Origin of the sequence: Streptomyces sedi, from assembly GCF_006335015.1 — a bacterium.
GTDB classification, from domain to species: Bacteria; Actinomycetota; Actinomycetes; order Streptomycetales; family Streptomycetaceae; genus Streptomyces; species Streptomyces sedi.
Genome location: NZ_VDGT01000021.1, coordinates 63,645 through 90,006 on the forward strand (window position 1 = coordinate 63,645; position 26,362 = coordinate 90,006).

Here is a 26,362-nt window from a genome sequence, read left to right on the forward strand (position 1 = left end):
CCAGCAGTGGCCCATTCGTGCTCCCCTCCCCCTTGGACGTTAACGACATATCTACGGGTTCCCCCACAAAGGCACCAGGCACTCTCGACAGAACAATGTGAGAGGCGTCACCCTGTCTTTCATCCACGCGGGGAGGCATGGATGGGCAGGAGTCGTAGAACCATTCCGGAGGAGCTGCTGCTTCTCGCTTTGGACCCGACCACGGGCACCACGGCGCAGCCGCAGTCGCTCGACCTCGGTCTGGCCGGAGCACAGCTCGTCGAGCTGGCCCTGGCAGGCCGGATAGCCCCTGATGGGGACCGAATAGCCGTGGTGCTGCCACGGCCGACCGGAGATCCAACCCTGGACTCGGCGCTGGAGCTGCTGCGCAGACGCGGCTCTCCGGTGCGCGCGGTCCACTGGATCGGCGGGCCCAGGCTCGGGCTCCGCCAGACCTATCTCTCACATCTGGAGCGCTGCGGCATGGTGCACGCGGTGGAGAACCAGATGTGCGGGGTACTGCCGACCACCCGGTATCAGGCGACGGATACGGCGGTCAGCAGGCAGATCCGGGCTCGGCTGGACACCGCGATCCGTACCGGGACCCCACCGGACGCCAGGACCGCCGCCCTCGCGGCACTGGCGCACTCGGTCGGGCTCGGCAAGCACCTGTATCCCGGCAACGAGGGGCGGTCGTCACGCTCCAGGCTGCGGGATCTGATCCGACACGACCCGATGGGTGGGCTGGTCGCCCACGCTGTCATGGACGTGCAGAACGGAGTGGCGGGACAGGCCGCCGCCGCACGGCGCTCACAACCCCCAAGCGCCGGCACACGCGCCGTAGCGCGCACACCGGCGACCGCGGCGATGAGCGTGGTCGGGCAGTCACCACAGGTTTCCGAGCAGGGCAGGCGGAGAGGAGTCACCCGAGCCGCGGTACGTCCTTCGCTGTCGCACTAGCTCTTCCACAGTGACCGCACCGGGAGCCGCATAGCGAGCGCGGGGTGTGGCGGTGGGCGTCCCGCCCGTCGCCACACCCCGTGCTTGTGGTCGTGCACCCTCTGTCGCGAAACGCCAGCGGACACACCGGACGTGGTGGCAGTCTTCTGGACGGGGCGATCATCCGGTCGCCCGAGGAACGACGGAGGGGCCGGGAGTGTCGGGGAACGTCAATCCGACCGTGCGGAGACGCCGGTTAGGACAGGAGCTGAGAAGGCTCCGCGAGGACCGGCAGATGACCGCGGAGGAGGTCGCCGACCGGCTGCTGGTCTCCCAGTCGAAGATCAGCCGGCTGGAGAACGGGCGGCGCAGCATCAGCCCTCGGGACGTGCGGGATCTGTGCAACGTCTACGAGGTCGAGGACGCCAAGCTCGTCGACTCGCTGATGCAGATGGCGAAGGAGTCCCGGCAGCAGGGCTGGTGGCACGCGTTCGCCGAGCTGTCGCCGAGCTACAGCGTCTACATCGGGCTGGAGACGGACGCCTCCTCGCTGCGGGTCTACGAGCCACAAGTGGTGCCAGGGCTGCTGCAGACCGAGGCGTACGCCGGCGCGGTCATATCGGGCGCGCTGCCCGAGGTCGGCGAGGACGAGGTGGGCAGCCGCGTGCAGGTCCGGCTGCGCAGGCAGCAGCGGATCCACGACGACCGCACGCCGCTGCGGCTGTGGGCGGTGGTGGACGAGTCGGCGCTGCGCCGCGCGGTCGGCGGTCCGGCGACGATGGCCGAGCAGCTGCGCAAGCTCGCCGAGTACTCACGGCTGCCGCACATCACCCTTCAGGCGATGCCGTTCTCCGCCGGCGCGCACCCGGGGGTGAACGGCCAGTACGCGATCATGGAATTCTCCGAGGCGGCGGACACCACGGTGATCTATCTGGAGGGCGGCACCAACGACCTCTACCTGGAGAAACCGCACGACGTGCAGCACTACAGCATCATGTACGAGCATCTACGGGCCCAGGCGTACAGCCCGGAACAGACCCGGCGCTTCGTGCTCCAACTGGCCGAGGAGTTCGACCGGCAGCGTTCATGAGCCGTTCTCCCGACGTCCGGAAGAACGGGCGACGGCGGGGCACTCTACCTTCAATTCCCTTACAGATAAGGGAAGTTGGTAAGTAATCACTCGCCCGGATGAAACCCGCCCGGTAATAGACCGGGGGACCAGTACGGTCACCGCGTTCCTGTCGGACGTCACGACCCGGAGTTGGCATGGCAATTGAACACGGCAAGACGCGCGCGTGGACCCGGTCCTCGCACTCGGCCGGTCAGGGCGCCTGTGTGGAGGTGCGTTCCCCGGCCGGCGGCCCACTGTCGGTACGGGACTCCAAGGCTCCCGCCGGGCCGCGCCTGAGATTCCCCTCGGGGGCGTGGTCGGCCTTCGTGGCCGGGATGCGCCCCTCCGGCCAGCAAGGGCGCTGAGAGGCGCGTCGAGAGGCAGAGGCCCGACGGCTTCTCCGAACGCGGCGCCGGGCGCGGCACGGCCCTCCCCGACCAGCCGGCGGGGTGGAACCACGCCTATCGGCGCCCGGCAGACGGCGGCGTCGCGGAACCGCGGGGGCGTTCCGGTACGCACGTCGGCCAGGGGGCCCGAGCCGTTGGCTCGGGCCCCCGCCTCCGAGCGGTGCCGGCCCGCCGGGCGCGGGGGCCCGCTCCGGCTCTCCGCCGCGATGGCGGGTCCGACGCGATGCCCCTACCCTGGCGAGCAGGGAGGTGTTATGCCCCAGTCACCCGAATCACCCGAGTCAGGTGCGTCAGACGAGCGGCGCCACACCGAACTCCCGACGCCCGACCGGCAGCTGCACACGGGAGCCGAGGGGCCCGTCGACCCCGAGGACCTGGTGCGGCTCAGCGGTCGGGACCCGACGCCCGAGCTGGTCGAGGAGGCCAGACAACTGCTGGCGGAGGAGGGGTCGGCCGCGATCGAGCGGTACCTCCCCTGACCCTCCCCCTGAGCGATCTCGCCCGGCCCCGGAAGGGCGGCGGAATGAACCGCCGCCCTTCCGGGTTGCCGCCTTGAGGGAGCCTGTCCGGGCTCCGCACGTCGGGCAGGCCGATCAGGGAGGCGAGCAGGGTGACCGAGGGCGCCGAGCGCACGGAACGGGACGAGATCCGAGGAGTGCGTCGCGGCAGCGCGCCTGTGCCGCTGTCCGTGCTCGATCTGGCCACGGTGGGCGCCGGGCACACCGGGACGGACGCGTTGAACACCACCGTGGAGCTGGCGCGGCTCGCGGAGCGGCGCGGGTTTCACCGTTTCTGGGTCGCGGAGCACCACTCGATGCCGGGCGTGGCCAGCTCGTCGCCGGCGGTGATCCTGGCCCGTGTGAGCGCCTTCACGGAGCGGATCCGTCTCGGCTCCGGCGGAGTGATGCTGCCCAACCACCCGCCGCTGGTGATCGCCGAGCAGTTCGGCACCCTGGAGGCCATGGCGCCGGGGCGGGTCGACCTGGGTCTGGGGCGCGCGCCGGGGAGCGACGGCGCCACGGCCGCCGCCCTGCGCCGGGGGCGCGAGGACGGGGCCGACGAGTTCCCGAGTCAACTCGCCGAGCTGGTGCGCTTCCTGGACGACGACTTCCCCGACGGGCACCCCTACAGCCGGGTGCACGCCGTTCCGGGGCCGGTGCAGGGCAGCGCGGAAGGCGGCGTGCAGTCCTCGGCGCGCCCGCCGGTGTGGCTGCTGGGTTCCTCCGGGTTCAGCGCCCGGCTGGCCGGCGGGCTGGGGCTGCCGTTCGCCTTCGCGCACCACTTCTCCGCCGCCAACACGGTCCCCGCGCTCGACCTCTACCGCTCCTCGTTCCGGCCCTCGAAGGTGCTGGACGAGCCCTACGCCATGATCGGTGTCTCCGCGCTCGCGGCCGACGACGCCTCGGCGGCCCAGGCGCAGGTCCTGAGCGGGGCACTGGCCATGCTCCGCCTGCGCACCGGACGGCCGGGACTGGTCCCCTCGGCGGAGGAGGCCGCCGCCCACCCGTACAGTCCGGTGGAACGCGACTTCCTCGACGGCTGGCTGGCCAACGTGGAGTACGGCACCCCGGAGACGGTGGTGAAGGGGCTGAACGCGCTGGTCGACCGCACGGGCGCCCAGGAGTTGATGGTCACGGCCAACGCCCACGACCCGGAGGCCAGGCTCCGTAGCTACGAACTGATCGCCGACGCCTACGCGTTGGACGGCTCCGCCGGGACGACGTCGAACGCCGACGCCTCGACGGCAGGAGCCCTGGCCGACTGACCCGTCGCCCCGCCGCGTGACGCCCGGGTCACTCCCCGGCTCCGGGAGTGCCCCGGGCGAGCGCCCGCGCCAGGGCCTGGGCGTCCTGTGTGTATCCGGTGATGCGCAACCGCCCACCCCCGCGCAGCCTCACCCGAAGATCCACATCGTTCCCAAGGGCATATGCCAATGGCGGCCTCGGCCCCTTCTGTTGAAGAGAGGCGACGTCGGCCCAGGCGAACGCCTGCCGCCGCCCGCCCTGCCGACGCACAAGGCCGCCCTGGTGAAGGGCGTACACCTCGTCCCGGCTCCGCACCAGCGCCACCAGCCGGGTCAGCCCGAATCCGAGCCCGAGCAAGCCGATGCCCAGAACGGCACCTGGCAGGACATTCGACCCCGTACCGGTGTCGTCCCGGTCAAAGGTGGCCAGCAGGATGGGCACGCCGGCGGCCACCCCCACCACGCCGACGAGAAGCGACCACACGACGGCGGTGCGCCGGCGCACGTTATCCGTGGGGTGCTCGCTCAGAAGCGCTCCCAGCGCGGGTTCGTCATGGGGGTTCACGGCGGCCCCTCGTGTCATGGCGCCGGGCCACTCCCGGCCCTCGGCGCTATCCCTCCCCGACGGCCCGTCACGAAAAACGCCGGGACGTCGACCGTCGTCCACACATGGGAAGGACGAGCCTCAGGCATACGTGTTTGGCATATGCCACCGTGTTGAAAGTGTGAGACGCAATTGCGTCCGGCATCAAGCTGCTTGGATGGTTGTCACATGAAGGGACTCGGTCCCAGGCTCAACTCCCACCCTCAGGAGCCCTCATGAGCAGCACCAGCGCCGAACCCGCGACAGGAGCGCAGGAGTCGCCCCCGACGTCCGCAGCCCAGGAGCACCGCCCCTCGCTCAGCGAACGGCTGGAGGAGGTCAACCGGTTGTCGGACCTCGACCGCCGGATGAAGGGCCTCGGCCAGCAGCACTGACCGCCGACGGCCGAACCCACCCGCCGGCCCCGGACGGCGACACCGCCGCGCAGAGCCGGCCACGTCCCAGGCCCGCGTCGGACACGGAACACCGCTCAGTCGAAGACCACCGTCACCGGAGCGTGGTCCGACCAGCGCTCCGCATGACTCGCCGCCCGCTCGACCTGCGCCTTGACGCAGCGTCCCGCCAACCCGGGTGTGGCCATCTGGTAGTCGATCCGCCAACCGGTGTCGTTGTCGAACGCCCGCCCCCGATAGGACCACCAGCTGTAGGGGCCGTCCTGGTCCGGATGCAGGGCACGGACCACGTCCACGTACCCACCCTCCTCACCGAGAACCCTGGTGAGCCAGGCCCTCTCCTCCGGGAGGAAGCCGGACTTGGTCCGATTGGCACGCCAGTTCTTCAGGTCGGCCTCCTGGTGCGCGATGTTCCAGTCACCGCAGACAAGCGCCTCCCGCCCGTCGACCGCGGCCTTGGCACGCAGCTCCACCAGGTAGGGAAGGAACGTCTCCATGAACCGCTCCTTCTCGTCCTGGCGTTCCGTGCCCACCTCGCCGGACGGCAGATAGAGGCTCGCCACCGTCGTGCCCGGCAGGTCCACCTCCAGATAGCGACCGGACGACTCGAACTCGGGCACCCCGAATCCGACCCGCACCGCCTCGGGCGCACGCCTGGTCAACACCGCGACCCCGGCGCGGCCCTTGGCCGAAGCCGGTGCGTAACTGGCGTGCCAGCCGGCCGGCCGCCGCACCTCCTCGGTCAGCTGAGCCTCCTCCGCCCTCACCTCCTGAAGGCAGACCACATCGGCGGCGCACCCGGAGAGCCACTCCAGGTACCCCTTCTTGGCAGCCGCCCGAAGGCCGTTGACATTGACGCTTGTCACGGTGAGCACGAAACTCTCGCTTTCTGCGGCCGAGCCGGTCGTGTGCCGGAGGAACCCGCCCGAGCACCGCCCGGGCCGGGGCACCGTAACAAACGTCCGACCAGGTCACACAGGACGATCTTCGTCCCGCGCGGCTCGCCGCGCGTCAACCTCAGGCCGCCCGGTCAGCCGCAGGTGTCGAGCAACTCCCCGAGCTTCTCTTCCTCGGCATCGGTGACCGTCAGGTCGTAGTGATGCTTCACCGCCGTCCACGCCCGGCCGTAGTCGCAGTGGAACTCCTCCGCCTCCGGCGTCCAAGCTTCCGGCCCCTGGTCGCCCTTGGCCCGGTTACTCCGCGCCGAGGCGGCCAACAACTGCGGGCGGGTGAGATCGTTGGCGAACTCCTCCCTCTCCTCGTCGTTCCACTCGTCCGCGCCCGAGCGCCAGGCGTTGGCCAGGGGGACCATGTGGTCGATGTCCACCTCGCCGGCCTCGGTGACCGTCACGTTGTCGTAGGGACTGACCCAGGTGCCGGACGTGGGCTGACAGTCGTCGTCGACCCTCACGTCCTCGCCGTCCCGCTGCAGCACCTGCTGGCGGACGGTACAACCGTCCTCGGTGTTCCAGTGGGGGAAGCGGTCGCGCGAGTACCCCTCCATGGAGGCGGCCTCGGCCACGGTGAGCGCGGCCAGCTGCTCACGGGCCGAGTCCACGTCCGGCAGACCTGGCAGCGCGCGGGGGTCCGCGGATGGTCGCGTCTCCGCGTCGTCCCTCGGCGCCGGGTCCTCTTCCGCGCCGCACCCCGCCGTCAGGGCCAGTGGAACCGTGGCCAGCGCCACCCACACCGTCGCCCAAGATCTCCGCGTCATGCGCCACGCCTCTCAACCGTTGCCCCTGCGGAGTCTTCCCCGCCTGCGGCAACGTACCGCGCCCCGCCCAATCCGGCTGTTGTGGGCCGGCGTTCAGGCCGGCTCGCGCTCGCTTAGGGCGGCGCCTTCTTCTGTCGCGCGCCCCCTGAACGCGCCCCTCCTGGCCGTCGCCAGGGGTCGGCGACGCTCCGCGAGACGGAGATACGCCAGCGCCGCGCCGGCGACGAACAGCGGCCAGAGAAGGTAGCGCCCCGTCATCAGCAGCAGGGCCAACACCGCCACCAGCGACACCAGCGCAGCCCACCAGCCCGCGCTGCGCCGGGGCAGCAGCCGCAGCGCCGCCGCCACCCCCACCGCGTAGACGGTCACGAACATGCCGGTGGTCATCAGCACGAGGGGCTTCGGTCCCACTCCCGCGCCCAGGACCGCGCCGAGCAGGAGAAGCGACAGCCCCGCGACGACGGCCAGGCTCCGACGCGGCACGTTTCCCGCGACCCCGCCGCGGCCCAGCACCAGGGCGGGCAGCGCCCCGTCCCTCGCCAGCGCCGCCCCCAGATTGGCCGCGCTGGCGAAGTAGGTGTTGAGCACCCCGAAGGTCATCAGCAGAGCTGCCAGCGCCGCCAACGTCTGCGCCGGACCGCCGAGGCCGCGAGCCATCAGATCGCCCAGCGGAGCGTCCGACTCGGCGGCACCCGCGCCGAGCACCGCCACCACGGCGAAGGCCACGGAGAGATAGAGCAGACCGACGACCACCACGGCGGCGGCCGTGGCCCGCGGAAGATCGCGGGCCGGGCGCCGAAACTCGCCCGCGAGATGAGTGATCGCCTCCCATCCCGCGAAGCTCCACACCAGCAGCGTCGCCGCCGGCCCCACGGCCGCCCAGCCGTGCGGAGCGAACGGCGTGAGGTTCTCCCAGCGCGCGTAGGGAAGGGAGAGCAGCACGGAGCTGAGCAACAGCACGGCCAACAGCGCCGCGAAGACCAACTGCAACCGACCGGTCAGCCGGAGTCCCACGGCGTTGGCCGCGATCACCAGCACCATCAGCACGGTGGCGGCCCACGCCGCCCGCGTGGCCCCACCTCCCCACGCCGCCGCGGCGTAGTCCCCGAAGAAGAGCGCGGCTGCCGTGGCGCCGAGCGGTATCGCGAAGAAGAAGCACCAGCCGACCACGGCGGCCGCGCGATCGCCGAACGCGATCCTGGCGTAGGTGGAGACGCCGCCCGCGTCGGGGTGCCGCGCCCCAAGCGCGGCGAAGGCGCCGGCCAGCGGTGCGGAGAGCAGCACCAGCGCGAGCCAGGCCAGCAACGAGGCGGGGCCGGCCGCCTCCGCGGCGAGCGCCGGCAGGGCTATCACCCCGGTGCCCAGTACGGCGCCCACGTAGAGGGCCGTCCCTTGAAGGACGCCCAGTCGGCCCCGGCTTTCCGTGACTTCGTTCTGCTCCGCTGTCATTCCCCAAGCGTTCTTCGGGCTCGGGAACCGGACCAGTGGCAGAAACGGCGGGCCGCGTTAAATTTCTGCCATGACTTCCTCCACGCGTCCGAGAGGCTCCGCGATTCCCTCCGCGCCGCCTCCCGCCTCGTTGTCCACCGTCGCCGACGGCGCCGCCTCGGGAAGCGCCGGGCGCGGAGGGAGACGTCATGTGGTCGCCCTGGTGGTCACCGACCGCACGCCCGACTTCGAACTGGCCGTGCCCTGCGAGGTCTTCGGACTCGACAGGAGCGACCTGGTCGACCCCTGGTACGAGCTGCGGCTCTGCGCCGGCGAACCGGGCGAGTTGCGCACCGCGAGCGGGCTTATCGTCCCCGCGGCTCACGGGCTGGACTCGCTCGCCGAGGCCGACACGGTCATGGTCGCCGCCTGCGCCCGGAGCCGCCAACTGATCCCGCCGCCCGAACTGATCGACGCCGTCCGCGAGTCCCACCGAAGGGGAGGCCGGATCGTGTCCCTCTGCGCGGGCGCCTACATCCTCGCCGAGGCCGGGCTGCTCGACGGTCGACGGGCCACGACCCACTGGATGAACGCCACCGACTTCACCCACCGCTACCCGACCGTCGACTTCGACCCCGAGCCCCTCTACATCGACACCGGATCCATCCTCACCTCGGCGGGAACCGGATCCGTGATCGACCTCTGCCTCCACCTGGTGCGGCGGGACCACGGCGCCGCTGTGGCCAACGAGGTGGCCCGGCGCATGGTCGTGCCCCCGCACCGCGAGGGCGGGCAGACCCAGTTCGCCAAACCCCTGGCGCGTTCCTCCGGTCGAGGCGTCGACGGATTGGCCCACGTTCTGGACTGGGCGCGGGAACGGCTCGACCAGCCGTTGACCGTCCCCCGGATCGCCCGGGAGGCCGGGCTGAGCGAGCGGACCTTCGCGCGCCGCTTCCGGGACACGTTGGGGACGACGCCGCTGCGCTGGCTGCTGCAGGAACGGGTGCGGCTGGCGCAGGAATTGCTGGAGACGACGGACGAGCCGGTGGAGACGATCGCGCACCGGGCGGGGTTCGGCACGGCGGCCAACCTCAGACATCACTTCCGACGGATCACCACGGTCTCCCCAGCGACCTACCGCCACGTCTTCCGCCACCGCTCCGCGGGCGTCGGAGCGGAGCCGCTCCCTCGCCCACCGAAACAGCCGGGACTGTCGCCATCGTCCAGCGCCGGCGCCGGCGCCGATCAACTCACACGCCCGGTTCCGCGCCCACCTGCCCAGTCGGACCCTGTCCACCCTCATGCCGCAACCCCCCTCGGCGATCCACCCGTTCACGCAGAGTAGTCAAGCACAACGCACTGACAGTTGTCGACTACTTGCTGTGACCGCAAGGCCAGAGGGCGTCTTCGCGCTTCGGCTACGGACAGCGGGCGCGAGCCACAAGGCGCGAGCGACCCACGCTCCCGCCCCACACCCCCGCAACCCCTGCGACCAGCGCCAACTCCCGCAGCGAGCCGCAGACTCGCCCTCCTCGACCAGGTCGGGGTGAGACAACACACCACCGGCGCTCGTTCGAAGTTGCGCGCCCCTTCACCGCTCCCTCACTACGACCAGTGGTCGCTCAGCGTGAGCATTGCCCGCCTTCTGTGGCAGACTGTTACGCATGGTGACGCGGAAGCGTGGTCAGTCCCTCCCCAGCGGCCAGGGGTGGAACGAGCCGCGCTTCCGCGGACGGGGTCGAGCTGCCAACCTGCCTCACCGCGAGGGGGCGCGCAGCAGACCGGGGTCGGGGTCCGCGGTGATCCGGCTCGGGTCCACCCCGGCGTAACGGGCGAGCGCGCGCACGTCGTGGCCCTGGAGAAGGGGCAGCGCCTCCGCGATGCGCTCGTCGGGCCACTCCCACCAGGCAACCCGCCAGAGCAACTTGCGGGTGTGGGAGTCGAACCGATGACGCACCACCCGGTTGTCACCCACCACCACCGCGTAGGGAGGGACGTCCTTGGTGATCACGGCACGCGCGCCGATGACCGCGCCCGTGCCGATGCGGACGCCGGGCATGACCAGCGCCTCGTAGCCGATCAGCACCTCGTGGCCGATCACGGTGTCCCCGACGGGGGCCCAGGCGTTGGCGGCGTCCTCGAAGAAGTGGAAACCGTAGGAGGTCACGGCGGTCAGGTCATGGCCGTGATTGCCCCCGAGGAGAAAGGAGACTCCGGAGGCGAACTGGCAGAAGTTCCCCAGCACCAGCCGGTCCGGCCGGTGTCCCTCGGGGTGTCGGTGGTCGGGCGAGGCGTAGCGGACTCGGCGGGCGAAGCTCTCCCCGTGGTGATATCCGCTGTACCAGGAGTGTCGTCCGTCGGCCAGGGTGATCAGAGCGTGGTCGGCCACCTCGGAATCGGTGTCCAGCCGCTGGACCTCGGTGAAGTCAGCGAAGGGGGTGGAATCGGCGATCATCCGAGTGACGTTAACAAGCCAACTGCCGTCGTGAGCAGGGTCGGTAGGGGCTTTGTCCTGCCCAAGAACGTGCTGCCCGCGCGCCGGCCTCCGAGTAAGGGCCTTCACCGTCTCGATGCCACACTCCGCTCGATCACCGTGAGGTGGCCACACTTGCGTCGTCGTTCGCCCGTCCTAGGGCACGCGACGGATGTGCGGACGGTGGTATGGACGGGATGCTGGGGCGATGCCCCAGGAACCTGATGCGAGACCTGCCGGAACCAGCCCTGTGCGTGGCGGTGCACGCGCGCCGGAGCCGAAGACCTGGTCGGGGTCCGCCGACTTCCCGCTGGACGCGTTTCTCGCCCTCCCTCTGACGGCGCGGATCGCCACCGCCGGTCCGACGGTTCGGCCCGTCTGGTTCCTCTGGGAGGGGGAGGCGTTCTGGATTCTCACCGGCCAGTGGAGCTGGTTGCCGCGCCATGTCGCGAAGGAGCCCTCGGTGGCGCTGGTCGTCGACGAGTGCGACCTCAACACCGGACGCGTGCGGCAGGTGATCGCCCGGGGGCGCGGCGAGCTGCTTCCGTTCGACGTCCCACGCGGGCGGCGCAAGCTGAGTCGCTATCTCGGCCCGGACGAGTCACGGTGGGATCCACGATTCGTCCGATATCTCCACGGCGACCACGAGCGGAGCGACACCCGCTGGCTCAGAGTGCGTCCCGAGCGGCTGACGGCGAAGGACCTCTCCTTCCGGGTGCGGCCCGGAGACCCGGACCCCCGCGCCGACGCTCCGTCCCAGGTCATCGGCGGATTGACACCCTCACCGCCGGGCTCCTAGCGTGACCGCGTGCGCGCGTCGGCCGGGCACATCCCGCTCGAAGCACCATCCACCAGCGGTACTGGCCTAGTGGATCGTCGCTTCTAAAGTTTGTTTGTGGTGCGGTAGACCGGGTAGCGAGCTGTCTCTCTTCCCTTGCTGTGAGGACGTGTCGTGTCGAAGTCGACTTTGCCGGTGGTGGTGTTGAGCGCTGAGGAGCGCGAGTGGTTGACCCGGGTGGTCCGGACCGGTGCGCATCCTGCGCAGGAGGTTCGCCGGTCGCGTATCTTGCTGGAACTCGACGATGCCCGTCGAAGGCCCATCGGGCGTCGGGACATCGCTGAACGGGTCGGGGTCGTGCCGGACACGATCACCAATGTGGCCAGGGCGTATGCCGAGCGTGGCGGGGATGTCGCGGCCACGATCCAGCGCAGGAAACGACTCACGCCACCAGTCGAGCCGAAGATCACCGGTGAGGTTGAGGCGCGGTTGATCGCGATGGCATGTGCGAGTCCGCCCAAGGGGCATGCCCGCTGGTCGCTGCGGTTGCTGGAGCGCCAGGTCGCGCTGGTCGAGGACATACCGAACATGGACCACTCGACCATCGGCCGGGTGTTAAAAAAACGGCGCTTCGCCCTCACCTGAAGAAGTGCTGGACCATCCCGCCGAAGGCGAACGCCGAGTTCGCCGCACGGATGGAGGACGTCCTGGCGGTCTACGCCCGGCCCTTCGATCCGAGGGTTCCGGTGGTCTGCATGGATGAAAAGCCCTACCAGCTCCTGGACCACGCGCGAGCGCCGATCCCCTCGGTTCCGGGCAGCGACCTCAAGGAGGACTGCGAGTACCTGCGCTGCGGGACCTGCTCCATCTTCGTCTGGGTCGAGCCCCTGGCCGGCAAACGCCGGGTCATCGCCCGTCGGCAGCGGACCCGCATCGACTGGGCCCACGAGGTCGACCGGCTTCTGACCAGCGACTATCCCGATGCCAAGAAAGTCGTCCTGGTTATGGACAACCTCAACACCCATACCATCGGATCGCTTTACGAGGCCTTCGAGCCTGCCAAGGCCTTCAGCCTGGCCCAGCGCTTGGAGATCCACCACACCCCCCGGCACGGCTCCTGGCTCAACATCGCCGAGATCGAACTCTCAGCCCTGACCCGCCAATGCCTCGACCGCCGCGTCGCCGACCTCGACATCCTCAACACCGAACTCGCCGCCTGGCAACAAGCCGCCAACGCCGACCAGCGTCAGGTCAACTGGCATATGACCACCAGCGACGCCCGCACCAGACTCCGACACCTCTACCCCGAATTTTAGAAGCGACGATCCACTAGGTCGTCTCGTTTGGATCTTCGTGGGTCAGGACGCGGCGTCAGATGCGGTGCATCGCAAGGCGCCGGATCGCAGCTCATACTTGGTCGTATTCGCGCGATTCGGTAACGCAGCGAGGTTCCCCCAGGCCCCTCGGGGGCCTGGGAGGTGCCCCCATCGCTGGCGTCGCGCCCCCGCGAAGATCCAAACGAGACGGCCTAGGGAACAGGAACACCATGGAAGCCACCGACCCCCTGCTCACCGCGCTCGCCGCACAGCGGCTGCTGCCCGTGCTGCGTTCCCCGAGTGCGGAGGCAGCCGTCGACCGCACCCGGCAGTTCCTGGACGCCGGGTGCCAGGCGGTCGAGCTGACCACCTCGACCCCCGGCTGGGACGGCGCGCTGGCCGCACTCACCGCCGAGGGCCGCGGCTTCATGGGCGTGGGCACGCTCAGCACCGCGGAGCAGACGGAGCGCGCGGTGGCGGCGGGCGCGTCCTTCCTGGTCACGCCGTTCCCCGCGCCGCGGGTGCGGGAGGTCGCGGCGGCATCCGGGGTGCCGCTGATCGAGGGCGGCTACACGCCCGGTGAGATCGCGGAGGCAGCCGGGCGTGGGCCGGCGAAGGTCTTTCCCGCCCACGTGGGTGGGCCGAAGTTCCTCTCCTCGCTTCGCGCGATCCTGCCCGACGCCGTGCTCATTCCGACGGGTGGCATCTCCGTCGAGGAGGCCCCCGCTTACCTGAAGGCCGGCGCCTGGGCCGTGGGCATCGGCTCAGGTCTTCCGGAGGATCCGGCCGCGTTGACCCGTTTGTTCACCACCACCACCGACTGACGCCGCCGCCCAGGGCCGGTGCCGGCCCTCGTGCCGGCCGTCTGTCCCGTTCACTCGTTCCGCCCGTCGCCCCACCCTTCGTCGCCCCTGTTCTCGGAAGGGACGGCGTGGTCGGTGGTGCGTTCGCGATCCCCGCCGGGTTCCAACGGCGGGGCCGTCACCTGGCAGTGCCGCCGACAGCGTGGGCGGGCCCTACCCCTGTCCGGCAGGCCGCTGGGCACCGCCCACCAGGCCACGACCGCCCCCAGCACCATCAGCCCGGCGCAGATCAGCACCGCCCGCCCGAAGGCCGCGCTCAACGTGTCGGCCGACCGGTACTCGTCGGTCGACAACCCCACCAGCAACGGCAGCGCGGCGACCGCGAGCAGCTGGGCGATCCGTGCCGCCGCGTTGTTCACCCCGCTGGCGATTCCGGCCCTGCGGTCCTCCACGGACGCCAGGACGGTGGCGGTGAGCGGTGCCACGAAAAGGCTGATGCCCAGCCCCTGCACCACCACGGCCGGAAAGACATCGGGCCAGTACGAGCTGCCGGGACTCACCCGGTGCAGCAGCACCAGCCCGACCGCGGCGACCAGGGGTCCCACGGTCAACGGAAGCCTGGGCCCGATACGTTGTGCCAGTTCGCCGGCCGGTCCCGAGAGAAGGATCAGCAGCAGGGTGGTGGGCAGCGAGGCCACTCCGGCCGTCAGCGCGTCGTAACCGAGGCCGTTCTGCAACTGCGTCGGCAGCAGGAAGAAGATGCCGCCGAGCGCGGCGTAGAGGCAGAGCGTCACGAGATTCGTCGCGCTGAAGAGCCGCGACCGGAAGATCGCCAGCGGCAACATGGGGCGCGTGGTGCGCCGCTCCCGCCACACGAAGACAGCGGCCAGCACCACCCCGGCCAGGGCCGGCCAGAGCAGCCCGTCGATCAGCGCAAAGGTGAGCGAGCCGAGCGCCAACGCCCCGACCAGCGCGCCCGGCACGTCGAACCGCCCGCTGGCATCCCAGTCCCGGCTCTCCGGAACGTGGCGCGCCAACAGCGCGACCAGCAGCGCCAGCGGGGCGTTGATCAGGAAGATCCACCGCCAGCCCGGCCCGTCCACCAACCAGCCGCCGAGGAAGGGACCGCCGGCCGTCGCGACCCCGCCCAGCCCGGACCAGAGCCCCACGGCCCTGGCCCGGTCGCGTGGGCGGAACGACGACTGGATCAGCGCCAGCGAACCCGGAGTGAGCAGCGCCCCGCCCACCCCCTGGAGGGCGCGGGCGGCGATCAGCGTGGGACCGTTGGGCGCGATCCCGCAGAGCATCGAGGCCAGCGCGAACCAGCCCACTCCCCACAGAAAGACCCGCCGCCGCCCGAAGCGGTCACCCAATCCCCCGCCGAGCAGGATCAACGAGGACAGCGTCAACATGTAGGCGTTGAGCGTCCACTGGAGCGAGGACAGGGGAACGTCCAGGTCGGCGCCGATGTGCGGCAGCGCCACCGTCACGATCGTGCCGTCCAGCATGGCCAGGCCGGAACCCAGCACCGCGCTGGCCAGCACCCAACGGCCGGCCGGGCTGGCGGTCGCCAGCTCGCCGGCGCGTGGGCTCTCGGCCATGGGACTCCTTCCGCGAAGCCCCCCGTCGGTGACCCGTCCGTGCCCCCGTGCCCCCGTGCACGCGGCGCACGACCGCGCGGCACACGACCATCCGGCACATGCCCGCGCGAACCGTTCGACCGCGCGAGCCCGGCCACGCGGACGGCTCCCGCTGGTGGCCGGCCCCGCGCCATGCGTGCGTCGGTCAGGAGGACCAGCGGCCCGCCCAGCCGGGGAAGGTGGCCGGGGCCGGGGCCGCCGGCCGACCGTTGGCCCCCGGTTCGGCGGACGCGGCGCTCAGGTCCTCGGCGAGCTGACGGAGCGAGGGGCCGTAGGTCGGGTCGGTCAACGCGGCGGCGAACTGCGCCTTGAGATACGCCTCGGGGGTGCCGGTGTCGTACCACGTGCCGTCGATGACCTGGCCGTACACGGGGTGCTTGGCGGCGTGAGCGTTGAACGCGTCGGTGAGGTAGATCTCGCCGTCCGGACGGTCGTACCAGCGGCGGGTCTGCTCCTCCAGTTCCGCGATCACCCCGGGGGTCACCACATATCCGCCGATGGCGGCGAACGGGGAGGGGGCGTTGCGCGGTTCGGGTTTCTCGACGAGGCCGCCGATGGCGAGGCAGCCGTTACCGAGGTCCTCCTTGACGATGGGCACGCCGTAGCGGCTGGATTCGGCGGGGTCCATCGGCATGAGCGCCAATACCGGGGCGTCGGTCGTCTCGTACGCCGCCATCAGTTGTTGCGCGCGCGGAACCTCTGAGACGAAGACGTCGTCCGGCCAGAGAACGAGAATGGGTTCGTCCCCCAGAATGCGATACGCGTTCAGCACCGGAGTGCCGTTGCCGTACGGCCCGTTCTGATACATGTAGGTGATGTGCGCGAGCTCCGAAACCTCGCGCACGCTCTCCGCGTATTCGTGCTTCCCGGCCTCGCGCAACTGAGCGACCAGGCCGGGGTTGGGCCGAAAGTGTTCCTGGATCAGGTCCTTGCTACCACTGGTCACGATGATGATCTCCTCGATGTCCGAGGCGACCAACTCCCTGACCGTGTGCTCGATCACCGGCTTGTCGCCGATCGGCAACATCTCCTTGGGCAGGGCGCGCGTAAGCGGCAGCAACCGCGTGCCGAGGCCGGCGGCCGGAATGACGGCCTTACGAATTCTGGTCATGACGGGGAACCCTTCGGAGCCTGTGTCGGGCACCGCGCGACGGCGGGCATCATCGACGCTACCAAGGCCCGCCGGAACGGCATCTCGGGAAACCCGCTGTTCACCTCGCGTTTCACCTAAAGGTTCTCGAAATGCGGGGACTGCCCGACTCTGTCAGCATGAAGAGGTGATGGGAAGGTGAACGCCCCGCGCCACCGGGAACGGTCCGCGAGGCGCCCGCGGGACGGGCGTCACGCGGGCCGTCCCGCACACCGCGAACCGCTCGCCGAGTATCGCGACCGTCGCGACTTCTCCCGCACGGCGGAACCGGAGGGTTCAGGACCGCCGGGAGATTCCGGTCCGCTTTTCGTGGTGCAGATTCATGACGCCAGTTCGATGCACTTCGATTTTCGACTGGAATCAGAGGGCGTGCTGAAATCCTGGGCCGTCCCGAAGGGGCCCTCGACCGACCCCCGGGACAAACGGCTGGCCGTGCCCACCGAGGACCACCCACTGGAGTACCGCCACTTCGAGGGCGTCATCGCGCGCGGCGAGTACGGGGGCGGCACGGTGATCATCTGGGACGAGGGCCGCTGGCACCACGAGGGGAAACGTTCCGTGGCGGAGGCGCTGGACCACGGCCACCTCTCGTTCCGGCTCGACGGTCGCAAGCTGGGCGGCGGCTACGCGCTCACCCGCTTCCGCACCAACGCCTGGCTGCTGGTCAAGCGGGACGACCGGCACGCCAGCGCACACGGCACCCCCGACCCGGCCCGGGCCCGTTCCGCCCGCACAGGTCGGACGCTGCGGCAGACGGCGACCGAAGCGGAACGTTCTCCAGAAGACATCGCACCAACAGCAGACGATCAGACCTGATCAACGACGCGCGCCCCCTCCCCCTCGCCCCAGCCGCGCCCCGCCGCCCAGTGGCGCCCCGTCGCCCACGGCTCCGCGCGCGGAGACACGAAACGGCTGGTCATGGAGCACACTCCAAGGGCCACACTGCCTCCCATGACGACTAGGAAACTCGGGCGAAGCGGCATAGAGGTGAGCGCCCTCGGCTTCGGCTGCTGGGCGATCGGCGGCGAGTGGCGGAACGAGCGGGGTGAACCGCTCGGTTGGGGAGCCGTCGACGACCAGGAGTCGGTGCGGGCCGTCCGCGCCGCGCTGGATCTGGGCATCACGTTCTTCGACACGGCCGACGTGTACGGCGCGGGCCACAGCGAGAAGATCCTCGGGCGCGCGGTCGCCGGCCGCCGCGACGAAGTGGTGCTCGCGTCCAAGTGGGGCAACGTCTTCGACCCGGCGACCAGGCGCTCGGGCGCCACGCCCGACCTGCGGCCGGAGCGGGTGCGCGAGGCCCTCACCGCGACGCTGCGGAGGCTGGGCACCGACCGTCTCGACCTCTACCAGCTCCACATCAACCAGGCGCCACACGATGTGGGCGCCGAACTGCGCGACGCGTGCGAGGAGTTGGTGACGGAGGGGCTGATCCGCGCCTACGGCTGGTCGACCGACGACCCCGAACGCGCCCGGCTCTTCGCCGAGGGACCGCACTGCGCGAGTGTGCAGGTGAACTGCAATGTGCTCCAGGACGCGCCCGCGATGCTGGCGCTCTGCGCCGAGCTGGACCTGGCGGCGATCAGCCGGGGCCCACTGGCCATGGGGGTGCTGACCGGCAAGTACGGGGAGGGCGCCGTCCTCGCCCCCGACGACATCAGGGCGAACCCGCCGGAGTGGCTGACGCTCTTCCGCGACGGGCGGGCCGCCCCGGAGTGGCAGGAACGATTCGACGCGGTCCGTTCCGTCCTCACCAGCGAGGGGCGCACGCCGGCGCAGGGGGCGCTCGCATGGTTGTGGGCGCGCAGCCCGCACACCGTTCCGATCCCCGGCATCCGCACCGTGGAGCAGGCCCGACAGAACGCCGGCGCCCTCGACTTCGGCCCGCTGACGGACGCCCAACTGCGCGAGGTGGACACCCTTCTCGCCCGCTGACCCGCCACGTCTCACGCACCGCCTCGGCTCGACGCCGGGTCTCGTGACCGGGCGCACGCGTCGGCCCCGTTCCCCTCCCCCGACGCGGAGGGAGGGGAACGGGGCCGAGCTCAGGACCGGGCCGGGTGAGTCGGAGGCGGGTGTCAGCCGGAGTGCACCGCGAGCGCCGACTTCGCGGGCAGCTCCACCGTCAACTGTCCGCCGGAGACCGTCGCCTTGAGCTCGCCGTCGCTGAGCAGGTCGTCGTAGGTACCGTCCGGCAGTTGGGTCGCGAACTGGACGCCGGCCGCCTCACCACCGTTGTTGATGGCGACGAAGCCGCTGCCCCGGTCGAAACCGATGACATTGCCCTGCGGGGACTGGATCTCGCCCACCGTGCCGTCGCCGGCCGTGGCGTTGCGCCAGTCGATCATGCCCGTGATGCGAGGGTCGCGGTCGAGGCAGTACCAGCCGGACGAGCAGTCGGTGTCCGTCACGAAACCGCCGTCCCCCGCGGGCGGGGAGTCGTCGCGGTCGGCGTACTCGAAGCCGGAGTAGATGGTGGGCGGCGCCTCGGACCAGGCGAGCTGGAAGACGTTGGCCAGCACGGCGGTGTCACCGTCGCGATAGGTGAGGTGACGGCCGTCCCGCTCGGTGTCGTGATTGGTGACGAACGCGACCGAGTTCCCGGCCGGCAGCAACCCCTCGCCGAAGCCGGTCAACTGCGAGATGTCGCCCTGGAACGCGCCCTTCAGCTGGTCCCCCATGGCGAAGTCCAGCACCCGACCGCTGCCGTAGTACTCGTCGGGCTGGGGTGTCGTCCCCGGGAACACCTCGTGGAAGACGAACGGGGCCGAGCCGTCGGCCGTGGAGTCCAGGGCACCGACGATCGCCTCCAGGTCGCCGGCGGGCATGTGCTTGGCCGCGTCCACCCGGAAGCCGGAGACGCCGAGAGCGATCTGGGCGTTGAGGTAGCCGACGATCTCCGCGCGGACCTCGGGGTCGTCGGTGCTCAGGTCCGGCAGGCCCAGCAGCTCGCAGTTCTGCACCTCCCACGTGTCGTCGTAGTCGCTGATCTCGCGGTCGCAGATGTCGACGTTGTAGTCCGCCCGTTCGTACATCGGCGGCTGGTACTTGTCGCTGATCAGCGTCCCGGCGTAGCCGGTGCCGCCGATGGCGGCCGTGTGGTTGATGACGGCGTCGGTGTACACCTCCACCCCGGCGTCCGCGCAGGCCGACGTCATGGCCGCGAAGTCGCTCTCCGAGCCGAGGCGACCGCTCAACTGGTAGCTGAACGGCTGGTAGAGGTCCCACCAAGCGCCGCTCGGCTCGGCCAACGACTCGTGCGGCGGCGCGACCCAGACGGCGGCATACCCCGAGGGGCCGAGCACGTCGGTGCACTCGTCGGCCACGGAACCCCAGTTCCACGACCAGAGGTTGGCGATGACGTCGTTCCCGGCGGCCAGCGGGGCGGCCTCGGCGGGCGCGCCGCCTGACGCGGCCCCCGACTCGGCCGGCGAGGCCGACCCGACGGCGGGCAGCAGCGCCGCGACGAGTCCGGCCACCGGCAGACCGAGCAACACGGCCCGGCGCACGGACCTTCGACGCGCGCCCGTCCCGGAGGGGGACCCGGGTGGGGAACCGGATGGGGGCGTTCCGACGGAGTGTGGGGGTGTCCTGCGCACAACGGCTCCTTCGACGGGCTCCAGAAGGCCACACGCGCCAGCGGCCGTTTCCGCAAGTCTGTGCAGAAACTTGCGGCATCGTATGAGCCCTGGCCCACGCTGTAAACAGTCCGCACAAGGATGCTCCAGAACGGGAAGAGCGCGGCATCCCTTCGCAACTTCTTGCAGAACGGATCGGGTTGGCGCACTGCCGGCTCCGGGCGCAGCCGGCCACCGGGGCACGACGCCGCCGGGCACCGCGCCTAGGACTCGGCGGACGGCGCACGCCGCCGTGCAGACCCACCCCCGTACGCCCGCCGCCAGGTGCGCAGATGGCGACGACCGCCAAGGCCGGCGCCGCTGAGCTCGATCAACCCGGCCAGCCGGGCGCCGCCCAACCACGGCGCCAGCAGGTCGCGATGGATCAGCACGATCCCGTTGGCGACGGCGAACTCGACGGCCTGCCCGGTGTAGCGGGTGTTGGTGACGCACAGCGCGACCTCCGCGCCGAAGTGGGTACGGCTGCCCAGCAGGTCGCGGATCGTCGGCGCGCTGACCGCCCGCTTCGGGGCCAGCCGCTTGCACTGCACCACCATCGTGCGCCCGTCGGGCAGCCGCCCTTCGATGTCCCGCCCCTGGTCGCCGCTGCCACCGACCCGCCGCACCCCTGTGCAGCCGTCCTCCCGCAGCCGAGCGGCCACCAACTCCTCGAACGCCGCCCCCGACAACCCGTCGACCCCGGCCAGTGAGCGGTTGTTCGCCAACACGGCGTCCTCCCGCCGCCAGATCCCGTCCGCCGCACGCTCCCGCCGATGCACCCGCGCTCCCCACCACAGCAGGCTCCCCAACCCCGCCACCCCCACGGCCACCACCGCGCCGAACGCCCCCAGCCACACCGTTGCGCCGCCGAGCAGCAAGACCCCGGCGACCGGCAGCGCCATCCGAACCCACCGCCGCCACCGCACCGTTCGTGAACGCCTCTTCGCCAACTGAAACACTCCCCGTGGTCGCAACATCACTCCCCACAGGTTGGCCGCGGCGACGCACGCGCGAAAGAGCGCCTCATCCGGGGCTCCACGTGGCTGTGGAGTACCCTCCCCGCATGGCCAACACCGCCCCCACCGACCCGGAGGGCGAACGGGCGAAGGGGCGCGTCCCTCTCTGGCTCGACCCCGACGACGCGCGTTGGCTCTCCCAGCACTGCGGCTGCCCGGCGGACGCGCCGCAGGAGGAACGCGAACGCTGCGACCGCATCCGCTTCCGCGCCGCCGCAGCCCTGCACAAGCACGGGCACCCCCACTGACCGCCGGTCGCCGGATCGCCCACCTCCGAACGTCACGCGAGGACCGCGAGCCCCAACACCCACAGCGCGGCCTCGAACGGCGAACGCCCCGGACCATGATCGGTCCGGGGCGTTTCCGCTTGTGCCCCAGGCAGGATTCGAACCTGCGACACCCGCTTTAGGAGAGCGGTGCTCTATCCCCTGAGCTACTGAGGCGCGGAGGCGCGGTTCGCGCCTCGCGGCGGTCAGTCTAGCCGGTCTGGTCGGTGGGGCGGGCCAGGAGGAGGGTGAAGCGGTTCTGGGGGTCGGTCCACCAGTGGGTGGGGTTGAGGCCCGCGCGCTGGAGGTCGGTGGTGAGGCGGGGGCGGCGGAACTTGGTGGAGAGTTCCGTGCGGAGGGTCTCGCCCTGGGCGAAGGCGACGGAGAGGTCGAGCGCGGGGAGTCGGACCGTGTGTCCGAACCGGGCGCGCAGGTACATCTCGACGCGTTCGGCGTTCTCGTTCCAGACCGCGACGTGGTCGAAGGCGCCGGGGTCGAAGTCGGCGCGGAGTTCGCGGTTGAGGACGCGCAGCAGGTTCTTGTTGAACTCGGCGGTGACGCCCTGCGCGTCGTCGTAGGCGCGGACCAACGTGGCCGGGGACTTGACCAGGTCGGCGCCGATGAGGACGGCGTCGTTCGGGGTGAGGGCGGCGCTGAGGCGGCCGAGGAAGGCGGCGCGGTCGGCCGGGTCGAAGTTGCCGATGGTGGAGCCGAGGAACGCGACGAGGCGGGGGCCTGGGCCTTCGGGCAGCGGGAGTTCGCGGTCGAAGTCGGCGACGGTCGCGGTCACGTCGAGCCCCGGGTACGCCTCGGTGAGCGCGGCGGCGGCCGAGGCGAGTTCGGTGCGGGAGACGTCGACGGGCGCGTAGCGGCGGAGGGTTCCGCCGGCGGTCAGCGCGTCGAGCAGGGTGCGGGTCTTCTCGGAGGATCCGGAGCCCAGCTCGACCAGGGTTCTGGCCCTGGTCTGGGCGGCTATGTCGGGCGCGTGGGCGCGCAGGATCTGGCGTTCGGCGCGGGTCAGGTAGTACTCGGGGAGCCGGGTGACGCGGGTGAAGAGTTCGCTGCCCCGCTCGTCGTAGAACCACTTGGGCGGCAGGGTCTTGGGGTCGGCGGTCAGTCCCTCACGCACGTCGTCGTGGAGCGCGCGGACGAAGTGGTCGTCGGGGAGGGTGTCGTGGACGGTGGGGCTGGTGGTCATCGGGTTCCTCTCGCGGGGGCGGGGTGGGGCGGCGGTCAGGCGGACGCGGGCCGTTCCGCGTGCGCGGGCGGTTCAGGCGGACGCGGGCCGTTCCGCGTGCGCGGACGGTTCGGCGGGCGACGGGCCGACGGTGGGCAGCGGGTCGACGGCGGCCGAGGTGCGGCTGGCGCGGAGCACGGAGTGGTCGGGGACCTCGTGCCAGCCCGGCTGGTCGGGGACCGGCTCGGAGGCGACGGTCACCTGTTCGCCGGCGGCGCGGTACCAGAGGCTGTCGCCGTGCCGGGTGGCGGTGACGGTGTGGCCGTCGGTGAGCAGGAGGTTGAGGCGGGCGCCGGGGCGGGCGTCGGCGACGCGGGCGACGAGTTCGGCCGCGGCCTCGGCCGCCGGGCGGCCGGCGACGAGGCGGCGGGCGAGCATCAGCCAGAGCAGCGCGGCGTCGCAGCGGCCCTCGACGCCGAGGAGTTCGGCTGCGGTGAGGGGTTCTTCGAGGTCGGCGGGAAGGTGTTCCCAGCGGTCGATCCGCCCGTTGAGGCTGAACAGCCAGCGCCCGAGCGCGAACGGCGCGACCGCCGCCTCGTCGTGGCCGCAGCCGGGCGTGGCGGAGCGGACCGCCGCCAGCACGGCGCCGCTGTGCAGCAGGCCGGCCAGCCCCGGGAGGTTGGCGTCGGCCCAGACGGGGACGGAACGGCGGTAGCGCACCGGCCCCGCCCCGTCGTCCGGCGGGTACCAGCCGATGCCGAAGCCGTCGGCGTTGATCGTGCCACCGGCCTGCCGGCGGGGCGCCCACGACTGCTCGTAGAGGCTGTGCGGCGGGGTGGTGAGCAGTTCGGCGAGGGAGCGGGGCGGGCCGAGGTAGGCGAGGTGGCGGCACATCAGCCGGCGTCCGTCGCCGGGTCGGCGTCCCGGCAGGTGCGGAAGCCGGCGAAGATCTGGCGGCGTTCCGGCAGGTCCCAGTTGCGGAACGTGGCACGGCAGGCGACGGGGTCGGTGCCGAACGAGCCGCCGCGCAGCACGCGGTAGCCGGCGGTGAAGAAGACCTCGCTGTACTCGCGGTAGGGCTGCGCCACGAAGCCGGGGTAGCCGTCGAACTCCGTGGACGTCCACTCCCAGACGTCGCCGAGGAGTTGGCGCGCGCCGCAGGGCGCGGCACCGTCCGGGTAGGCGCCGACGGGGGCCGGGCGCAGGTGGCGCTGGCCGAGGTTGGCGTGGCGCGGGGCGGCGGGGGCGTCGCCCCAGGGGTGGCGGAGGGCGCGGCCGGTGGCGGGGTCGTGGCGGGCGGCTTTCTCCCACTCGGCCTCGGTGGGGAGGCGGCGTCCGGCCCAACGGGCGTAGGCGTCGGCCTCGTACCAGGTCACGTGGAGGACGGGCTCGTCGGGCGGAACGGGTTCGACGCGGCCGAAGCGGTGGCGCAGCCAGCGGCCGTCGAGGTCGCGGTACCAGTAGGCGGGGGCGGTGAGGTTGGCCTGGCGTCGGTGGAGCCAGCCGTCGGGGTGCCACCAGCGGGCCTGGTGGTAGCCGCCGGCGGCGATGAACTCCTGGTAGGCGGCGTTGCTGACGGGGGTGGTGTCCAGCCAGAACGCGGGGAGTTCACGCCGGTGGGCGGGGCGTTCGTTGTCCAGCGCCCAGGGGTCGTCGGCGGGGTCGGTGCCGAGGGTGAACGGGCCGCCCGGCACGAGGACCTCGGCGGGGAGCTTCTCGCCGTGGGGCGCGCGCGGGGGCGCGGGGGCGTGCAGCACGGGGTGGCCGCGCCGCAGTTGGTGGGTGGCGAGCATGGTCTCGTCGTGCTGCTGCTCGTGCTGGGCGATCATGGCGAAGAAGAACGCCTGTTCGGGACCTGACTCGGCGAGCACGTCGAGGGCGTGGGCGCGCACCTCGGCGGCGTAGCCGCGGGCCTCGGCCGCCGGGAGCAGCGGCAGGGCGGCGCGGTCGCGGCGTGCGTGGCGGAACGCGTCGTAGGAGTGGTCGAGGTCGGCGCGCAACGGGGCGCGTGCGCCGGCGCGGCGGAGCAGCCAGATCTCCTCCTGGTTGGCGATGTGCGCTAGGTCCCAGACCAGGGGGGACATCAACGGGGAGTGCTGGGCGGCGAGTTCGCTCTCCGGCAGGCAGTCGGTCAGGTCGTGGGTACGCAGCCGGGCGGTGTGAAGGGCCGCGGCCAGCGCGGCGGCGTCGATGGGGCGCGCGGGAGAGGGGGGCGGGGGCGAGGGGGCGAGGGGCGTCTGGGTCATTCGGTTGCCTCCTGGGCGGCGAGCCGGCGGGGGTGGCGCCGGCGTTCCCGCGGGGTGGTGGGGGGCGTGCGGCCGGGGGCGCGCGCTTCGAGCGCGTCGAGCTGGTCGTCGGCCGGGCAGCGTCCGCGTGCGGCGTGGCGGTCGGCGAACGCGGCGACGGCGTCGCGGAGTTCGCGCGCTCCCGGCTGCCGGGCCAGGGCGGTGTCGGCGGCGGCGAAGCAGGCGAGGACGGCGGCGCCGATCTCGGGGTCGGAGGGGCCGTGTCGGGCGGCGCGCAGCCAGATGTCGAGCGCGGGGAGCGCGCGCCCGCGGGTGAGTGGTGCGGTGGCGCTCCAGGCGGCCTCGGCCGCCCGTGGGTCGTCCATCAACGCGGAGGTGACGGCCAGCGGAACGATCCAGCCGTCGTCGGGCTGGGCGTCGATCATGCGCAGTTCGAACCAGCCGCGCGGGCGCACCGGCGGGAAGAGCGTGCCGAGGTGGTAGTCGAGGTCGTCCAGGCCGGGCGGTGTGGGGGGCCGGGAGTCGGCCGACGCCCCGGCGCCCTCGGACGAACGCGGCCGGTGCTCCCCGGCGCCCGGGCCGTCGCCGGCGCTGGGCCCGTCGCCGGTCCGGCCGCGCAGCCAGGAGCGGAAGGAGTGGTCGGGGGGCGCGTTCCAACTCGCGGGCGCCGGGCGGCGCACGCAGAGGAGCGAGGCGTCCAGGGCGTAGCGGGCCCAGAGCGCGCGGGGGTCCTCGCCGTCGGCGTCGCCCGGGGTGGCGGGGCGGGTGCGGCCGGGGTCGACGCGGGTCCAGAGTGCCTGCCGGGTGGAGCGCCAGCCGGTGGGGCGGCCGAGGTGGAGCGGCGAGTTGGCGAAGGCCGCGGTCAGCACCGGGCCCAGCCGGTGGGCCAGCGCCCAGCGGGCACGGTAGCCGTCGGGCCCCTCGCTGTCGTCGCCCGCGTCCAGGCTGATCTGCACGGAGGCGGTGGCGCGCATCACCAGCCGGCCGGCGGGCCCCTGCCGGTCGAAGAACCGTTCCATCGCGCGATAGCGCGGGTGGTCGAGCACCCGGGGCGAATCGCGGAACGGGTCGAGGCCGAGGCCCGCGGTGACCAGGCCGGCGTCGGCGAGCGCGGCGCGGAGACGTTCCAGATCGGCCCTGGTGGCGGCGACACAGGCGGCGAGCGAGTCGGCGGGCGCGCTGCTGATCTCGACCTGGCCGCCCGGTTCCCGGGTCAGCCGTCCGCCGCCCGGCAGCCGGCCGGCGGTGGCGAGGCGGTCGAGGGCGGCGCGCGAGGCGTCGGGCGGCACGGCGGCGCCCGGGTCGTCGCCGCGCCGCACCAGCCACTCCAGTTCGACGCCGGTGCGGGCCGGTGGCCCCGGCGCGAGGCAACGCGCGGCGACATGGGCGAGCGCCTCCGACTCGCCCAGGGGGCGCGCGTCGTCGGTCGGGTAGCCGGGGGCGTGCGCGGGGTCCGCGGTACCCGGCGGGTCGGGGCGCCGCGCGGAACCAGGGGGGTGCGCGCGGTGAGGGGTGTGCGCGGGGTCGGGGGTGTGCGCGGGGCGCGACGCTTCCGAGGCCAT

The 26,362-nt window shown here is 71.9% G+C and carries 27 protein-coding genes and 1 tRNA gene; 14 read left to right on the forward strand and 14 right to left on the reverse strand.

Annotated elements, in window-relative coordinates; genetic code table 11:
• Positions 1 to 141: 141 nt before the first annotated feature.
• The 5 genes from FH715_RS23155 (at position 142) to FH715_RS23175 (ending at position 4,201) form a co-directional block, all read left to right on the forward strand.
• Positions 142 to 939, forward strand: a complete 798-nt coding sequence (locus tag FH715_RS23155) for a GOLPH3/VPS74 family protein (RefSeq protein ID WP_139648475.1) — start codon at positions 142 to 144, stop codon at positions 937 to 939.
• Positions 940 to 1,135: 196 nt separating this feature from the next.
• On the forward strand, positions 1,136 to 2,008 hold the full coding sequence (locus tag FH715_RS23160) for a helix-turn-helix domain-containing protein (RefSeq protein WP_139648476.1): 873 nt from the start codon (positions 1,136 to 1,138) through the stop codon (positions 2,006 to 2,008).
• A gap of 176 nt (positions 2,009 to 2,184) precedes the next feature.
• Entirely contained in the window at positions 2,185 to 2,394 is a 210-nt protein-coding gene (locus FH715_RS23165) for a DUF397 domain-containing protein (protein ID WP_139648478.1), read from the forward strand.
• Positions 2,395 to 2,690: 296 nt separating this feature from the next.
• Positions 2,691 to 2,915, forward strand: coding sequence for a hypothetical protein (locus FH715_RS23170; RefSeq protein ID WP_139648480.1), 225 nt, complete (start codon positions 2,691 to 2,693; stop codon positions 2,913 to 2,915).
• A gap of 131 nt (positions 2,916 to 3,046) precedes the next feature.
• The gene (locus tag FH715_RS23175; protein WP_211367744.1) at positions 3,047 to 4,201 is read left to right on the forward strand and encodes an LLM class flavin-dependent oxidoreductase; all 1,155 of its coding nucleotides are present in this window, start codon (positions 3,047 to 3,049) and stop codon (positions 4,199 to 4,201) included.
• Positions 4,202 to 4,229: 28 nt separating this feature from the next.
• Here FH715_RS23175 and FH715_RS23180 read toward each other — a convergent pair whose 3' ends face one another.
• Positions 4,230 to 4,745: a hypothetical protein gene (locus tag FH715_RS23180; protein WP_139648484.1), complete on the reverse strand. Its 516-nt coding sequence runs from the start codon at positions 4,743 to 4,745 to the stop codon at positions 4,230 to 4,232.
• Between the two features lie 254 nt (positions 4,746 to 4,999).
• On the opposite strand from FH715_RS23180, the gene FH715_RS28370 reads away from it, so the two are divergent.
• Positions 5,000 to 5,158: a hypothetical protein gene (locus FH715_RS28370; RefSeq protein ID WP_170184797.1), complete on the forward strand. Its 159-nt coding sequence runs from the start codon at positions 5,000 to 5,002 to the stop codon at positions 5,156 to 5,158.
• Between the two features lie 95 nt (positions 5,159 to 5,253).
• Here FH715_RS28370 and FH715_RS23185 read toward each other — a convergent pair whose 3' ends face one another.
• From FH715_RS23185 to FH715_RS23195, 3 genes are all read right to left on the reverse strand, one after another.
• The gene (locus FH715_RS23185) at positions 5,254 to 6,051 is read right to left on the reverse strand and encodes an exodeoxyribonuclease III (protein ID WP_139648486.1); all 798 of its coding nucleotides are present in this window, start codon (positions 6,049 to 6,051) and stop codon (positions 5,254 to 5,256) included.
• 155 nt (positions 6,052 to 6,206) lie between these two features.
• Complete coding sequence (locus FH715_RS23190; RefSeq protein WP_139648488.1) at positions 6,207 to 6,890, reverse strand: HNH endonuclease family protein; 684 nt, start codon at positions 6,888 to 6,890, stop codon at positions 6,207 to 6,209.
• A gap of 93 nt (positions 6,891 to 6,983) precedes the next feature.
• Positions 6,984 to 8,339, reverse strand: coding sequence for an APC family permease (locus FH715_RS23195; RefSeq protein WP_139648490.1), 1,356 nt, complete (start codon positions 8,337 to 8,339; stop codon positions 6,984 to 6,986).
• A gap of 70 nt (positions 8,340 to 8,409) precedes the next feature.
• Between FH715_RS23195 and FH715_RS23200 the strand changes: the two genes are divergently transcribed.
• Positions 8,410 to 9,663 carry a GlxA family transcriptional regulator gene (locus tag FH715_RS23200; protein WP_139648492.1) on the forward strand — a complete coding sequence of 418 codons (1,254 nt, stop codon included), beginning with the start codon at positions 8,410 to 8,412 and terminating at the stop codon, positions 9,661 to 9,663.
• A gap of 411 nt (positions 9,664 to 10,074) precedes the next feature.
• Here the strand turns inward: FH715_RS23200 and FH715_RS23205 are convergent, their stop codons facing one another.
• The gene (locus FH715_RS23205) at positions 10,075 to 10,773 is read right to left on the reverse strand and encodes a CatB-related O-acetyltransferase (RefSeq protein WP_139648494.1); all 699 of its coding nucleotides are present in this window, start codon (positions 10,771 to 10,773) and stop codon (positions 10,075 to 10,077) included.
• A gap of 268 nt (positions 10,774 to 11,041) precedes the next feature.
• Between FH715_RS23205 and FH715_RS23210 the strand changes: the two genes are divergently transcribed.
• The 4 genes from FH715_RS23210 to FH715_RS23220 all read left to right on the forward strand — a co-directional run bounded on the left by FH715_RS23210 (position 11,042) and on the right by FH715_RS23220 (position 13,709).
• On the forward strand, positions 11,042 to 11,590 hold the full coding sequence (locus tag FH715_RS23210) for a pyridoxamine 5'-phosphate oxidase family protein (RefSeq protein ID WP_342782187.1): 549 nt from the start codon (positions 11,042 to 11,044) through the stop codon (positions 11,588 to 11,590).
• A 153-nt stretch (positions 11,591 to 11,743) separates the two neighbouring features.
• Positions 11,744 to 12,214 (forward strand): helix-turn-helix domain-containing protein, encoded by a 471-nt coding sequence (locus tag FH715_RS28635; protein WP_211367745.1) that lies wholly within the window; start codon positions 11,744 to 11,746, stop codon positions 12,212 to 12,214.
• Between the two features lie 14 nt (positions 12,215 to 12,228).
• Complete coding sequence (locus FH715_RS28640; RefSeq protein WP_246108925.1) at positions 12,229 to 12,885, forward strand: IS630 family transposase; 657 nt, start codon at positions 12,229 to 12,231, stop codon at positions 12,883 to 12,885.
• A 230-nt stretch (positions 12,886 to 13,115) separates the two neighbouring features.
• A complete protein-coding gene (locus tag FH715_RS23220) occupies positions 13,116 to 13,709 on the forward strand; it encodes a bifunctional 4-hydroxy-2-oxoglutarate aldolase/2-dehydro-3-deoxy-phosphogluconate aldolase (protein ID WP_139648497.1) in 594 nt (197 codons plus the stop codon).
• 50 nt (positions 13,710 to 13,759) lie between these two features.
• Here the strand turns inward: FH715_RS23220 and FH715_RS23225 are convergent, their stop codons facing one another.
• Both FH715_RS23225 and FH715_RS23230 read right to left on the reverse strand, forming a co-directional pair.
• A complete protein-coding gene (locus FH715_RS23225; RefSeq protein ID WP_139648499.1) occupies positions 13,760 to 15,289 on the reverse strand; it encodes an MFS transporter in 1,530 nt (509 codons plus the stop codon).
• A gap of 184 nt (positions 15,290 to 15,473) precedes the next feature.
• Complete coding sequence (locus tag FH715_RS23230) at positions 15,474 to 16,439, reverse strand: UTP--glucose-1-phosphate uridylyltransferase (RefSeq protein ID WP_139648567.1); 966 nt, start codon at positions 16,437 to 16,439, stop codon at positions 15,474 to 15,476.
• Between the two features lie 177 nt (positions 16,440 to 16,616).
• Between FH715_RS23230 and FH715_RS23235 the strand changes: the two genes are divergently transcribed.
• Both FH715_RS23235 and FH715_RS23240 read left to right on the forward strand, forming a co-directional pair.
• Positions 16,617 to 17,294 (forward strand): DNA polymerase ligase N-terminal domain-containing protein, encoded by a 678-nt coding sequence (locus FH715_RS23235; protein WP_139648501.1) that lies wholly within the window; start codon positions 16,617 to 16,619, stop codon positions 17,292 to 17,294.
• 135 nt (positions 17,295 to 17,429) lie between these two features.
• Positions 17,430 to 18,413, forward strand: a complete 984-nt coding sequence (locus FH715_RS23240) for an aldo/keto reductase (protein ID WP_139648502.1) — start codon at positions 17,430 to 17,432, stop codon at positions 18,411 to 18,413.
• Positions 18,414 to 18,556: 143 nt separating this feature from the next.
• Here the strand turns inward: FH715_RS23240 and FH715_RS23245 are convergent, their stop codons facing one another.
• Both FH715_RS23245 and FH715_RS23250 read right to left on the reverse strand, forming a co-directional pair.
• Positions 18,557 to 19,975 carry an alpha-amylase gene (locus FH715_RS23245; RefSeq protein ID WP_246108915.1) on the reverse strand — a complete coding sequence of 473 codons (1,419 nt, stop codon included), beginning with the start codon at positions 19,973 to 19,975 and terminating at the stop codon, positions 18,557 to 18,559.
• A 344-nt stretch (positions 19,976 to 20,319) separates the two neighbouring features.
• The gene (locus FH715_RS23250) at positions 20,320 to 20,997 is read right to left on the reverse strand and encodes a restriction endonuclease (protein WP_139648506.1); all 678 of its coding nucleotides are present in this window, start codon (positions 20,995 to 20,997) and stop codon (positions 20,320 to 20,322) included.
• 161 nt (positions 20,998 to 21,158) lie between these two features.
• Here FH715_RS23250 and FH715_RS23255 point away from each other — a divergent pair, with 161 nt between their 5' ends.
• A complete protein-coding gene (locus FH715_RS23255; RefSeq protein WP_139648508.1) occupies positions 21,159 to 21,359 on the forward strand; it encodes a hypothetical protein in 201 nt (66 codons plus the stop codon).
• Between the two features lie 122 nt (positions 21,360 to 21,481).
• Here FH715_RS23255 and FH715_RS23260 read toward each other — a convergent pair.
• From FH715_RS23260 to FH715_RS23280, 5 genes are all read right to left on the reverse strand, one after another.
• A tRNA-Arg gene (locus FH715_RS23260) sits at positions 21,482 to 21,554 on the reverse strand.
• A gap of 34 nt (positions 21,555 to 21,588) precedes the next feature.
• The gene (gene egtD / locus FH715_RS23265) at positions 21,589 to 22,575 is read right to left on the reverse strand and encodes an L-histidine N(alpha)-methyltransferase (RefSeq protein WP_139648510.1); all 987 of its coding nucleotides are present in this window, start codon (positions 22,573 to 22,575) and stop codon (positions 21,589 to 21,591) included.
• A 72-nt stretch (positions 22,576 to 22,647) separates the two neighbouring features.
• On the reverse strand, positions 22,648 to 23,448 hold the full coding sequence (gene egtC, locus FH715_RS23270) for an ergothioneine biosynthesis protein EgtC (RefSeq protein WP_139648512.1): 801 nt from the start codon (positions 23,446 to 23,448) through the stop codon (positions 22,648 to 22,650).
• Complete coding sequence (gene egtB, locus FH715_RS23275) at positions 23,448 to 24,800, reverse strand: ergothioneine biosynthesis protein EgtB (protein WP_139648514.1); 1,353 nt, start codon at positions 24,798 to 24,800, stop codon at positions 23,448 to 23,450. The genes egtC and egtB overlap by 1 nt, the downstream gene beginning before the upstream one ends.
• A complete protein-coding gene (locus FH715_RS23280; protein ID WP_139648516.1) occupies positions 24,797 to 26,362 on the reverse strand; it encodes a glutamate-cysteine ligase family protein in 1,566 nt (521 codons plus the stop codon). The genes egtB and FH715_RS23280 overlap by 4 nt, the downstream gene beginning before the upstream one ends.